The organism is Gaiella sp. (assembly GCF_035558935.1).
Lineage (GTDB): Bacteria > Actinomycetota > Thermoleophilia > Gaiellales > Gaiellaceae > Gaiella.
Window position 1 is genome coordinate 1 of the sequence record NZ_DATMBZ010000162.1, and the last position, 2697, is coordinate 2697.

A 2697-nucleotide genomic window follows, 5' to 3' on the forward strand; every position below is an offset into this window, starting at 1 on the left:
CGGAGCGTGCGGCCGAGGGGGCGAGCAGGCAGCTCGAACAGGAGGTGGTTCCGTGAACATGTGGACCAGGGCGAACGGCTCCCCCGACGCCACGCGGGCGGTCGACTGGGAGCAGCGGATCGACTTCGCGCGCCTCCGGCAGGACCGGCTCGACCGCGCGAAGGCCGCGCTCGAGGCGTCGGACCTGGGCGCGGTGCTGCTGTTCGACCCCAACAACATCCGCTACGTCACGAGCACGCACATCGGGGAGTGGGCGCGGGACAAGAACGCGCGGTTCGCGCTGCTTCCACGCGGCGGCGAGCCGATCCTCTGGGACTTCGGGTCGGCCGCCAAGCACCATCAGCTGTTCGCCCCGTGGCTCCCGCCGGAGAACTTTCGCGCGGGCGTCGCGCCGATGCGCGGGGCGATGCCCGTCGAGACCGGCATCCCCGACAGGCTCGGCGAGCGGATCGCGACGGAGCTCCGCGAGCGGGGCCTCCAGGGCGAGCCGCTGGGGATCGACATGGCCGACCTCGTCACGATCGAGGCGCTCCAGCGGGCGGGCGTGCACGTCACCGACGGCTCCCGCGTGCTCCTCGCGGCGCGGACGATCAAGACGTCGCAGGAGATCGCGCTCCTCGACCAATCGGCCGGGCTCGTCGACGCGGTCTACGACGAGATCTACCGGATGCTGCGCCCCGGCGTCTACGAGCACGAGATCGTCGGACGTGCCCACCAGCTCCTGTTCGAGATGGGCTCCGAGCAGGTCGAGGCCGTCAACGCCGTCTCGGGCGACCGCTGCAACCCGCACCCGCACGTCTTCTCCGACCGTCTGCTGCGGCCCGGCGACCAGGCGTTCTTCGACGTGATCCACTCGTTCATGGGCTACCGCACGTGCTACTACCGCACGTTCAACGTCGGCGGGATCTCGCAGTCACAGCTCGACGCCTACAAGCAGTGCCGCGAGTGGCTCGATGCCGCGATCGACCTCGTTCGGCCCGGGACGACGACCGACGAGATCGCCTCGGTGTGGCCGACGGCCGAGGAGCTCGGCTTCCCGAGCGAGGAGGCGTGCTTCGGGCTCCAGTTCGGGCACGGGGTCGGCGTCGGCCTCTACGAGCCTCCGATGATCTCGCGCGTCCACTCGCTCGACGCCCCGGTCGAGCTCGAGGAGGGCATGGTCTTCGCGCTCGAGACGTACTGCGCCGCAACCGACGGGCACTCGGCGGCACGAATCGAGGAGGAGGTGGTCGTCACGAAGGACGGCAACCGCGTCCTCACGCGGTTCCCCGCGGAGGAGCTGCTCGTCGCAGGAAAGACGTACGTTCGCGGCGCCGACCTCCTCGCCGCAACCGAGTCGCCCGCGCCGGTATGACGCCGTACCGACTCGTCCGACGGGAGGACGTCCGCCTCGAGCCCGCGCTGCCCGGCCACAGCGAAGGGCTGACCCGGATGGTGCTCGTCGGCGGTGCGACCGGCGCGACGCACACCGGGCTCACGCTCGTCGCGCTCGAGGACGGGCACGTCGACACGCACCTGCACTCGTTCGAGTCGAGCTTCTACGTGCTCTCGGGCGAGCCGGTGCTGTACCTCGACGGCCGCGGTGTGCGGCTCGAGCCGGACGCGTGCGGCGCCATCCCGGTCGGTGTCCCCCACGCGTGGCGGGCCGACGAGCGGGCCGAGTGGATCGAGATGGCGTCGCCGCGCCCACGCGGCCCGGACCAGCCGCCGGACACGTTCTGGCTCGGCGGAGCCCCCGACGAGCCGGGCGAGTCGCTCGACCTGCGCGACCCGCGCAACCGCAACCTCTTCCATCTGAACGCCGGCGACATGGACGTCGAACGGCTGCGTGTCGGGGCCAGCGTCGGCGCGCCGACGGTCTCGGCGAGCATGGCGACGGCCGCGCTCCTCTACAGCGGGATCACCGTGAAGATGCTCGTGGACAAGCGCCTGGACGCACAACTGCACACGATGTTCATGGTCGGCTACCAGCCCGGAGCCGTCGCGCACCCGCACGACCATCCGTTCGAGGAGGCGTACTACATGCTCGAGGGCGAGGTCGACGTCGTCGCGGACGACGACCGCTACACGCTCCGCCCCGGCGATGTCTTCTGGACCGGGGTCGGCTGCGTCCACGCGTTCTACGAGACGCGCGGCGGGACGGTGAAGTGGCTCGAGACGTCGGCTCCGGGACCGCCCGACCGGCACTCGTACCGCTTCGAGCGCGACTGGGAGTACCTCGCCGAACGCCTCGAGGAGGGAGCGGCCACGGCATGACGGCGACCGAGCACGGGGTCGACCGCGAGCTAGAGCTCGACCTCTACCGCCGCATGCACCTGATCCGCGGCTTCGAGGACCTGGTCCAGTCCCTGTTCCTCCGCGGCGAGGTCTACGGCACGACGCACCTCTACTCCGGCCAGGAGGCCGTCGCGGTCGGGTTCGCGAGCGTGCTGGAAGCACGTGACCGCGTCGCGGCGACCTACCGCGGCCACGGTCACGCACTCGCGCTCGGCGTCGACCCGCAGGCGCTGCTCGACGAGATGCTCGGCCGCGCGACGGGCATCAACGGCGGGCGCGCCGGCTCGATGAACGTCACGTCGCCGAAGGACCGCCTGATCGGCAGCTTCGGCATCGTCGGGGGCAGCATCGCCGCCGCCACCGGGGCGGCGCTCGCGCTCCGGCGCACGGGCGGCGTCGCGATCGCCTTCTTCGGCGACG

At 71.5% G+C, this 2697-nt stretch carries 3 protein-coding genes; all 3 read left to right on the top strand.

Translation table 11 applies throughout. The annotated features are described in order from the left end of the window. Nucleotides 1-58 precede the first annotated feature (58 nt). Nucleotides 59-1354 carry a Xaa-Pro peptidase family protein gene (locus tag VNM44_RS15395; RefSeq protein ID WP_325626868.1) on the top strand — a complete coding sequence of 432 codons (1296 nt, stop codon included), beginning with the start codon at nt 59-61 and terminating at the stop codon, nt 1352-1354. After that, complete coding sequence (locus VNM44_RS15400) at nt 1351-2256, top strand: cupin domain-containing protein (protein WP_325626864.1); 906 nt, start codon at nt 1351-1353, stop codon at nt 2254-2256. The genes VNM44_RS15395 and VNM44_RS15400 overlap by 4 nt, the downstream gene beginning before the upstream one ends. Continuing rightward, nucleotides 2253-2697: thiamine pyrophosphate-dependent enzyme (locus tag VNM44_RS15405; RefSeq protein WP_325626866.1), on the top strand; the 445-nt coding region annotated here is incomplete at its 3' end. The genes VNM44_RS15400 and VNM44_RS15405, both read left to right, overlap by 4 nt.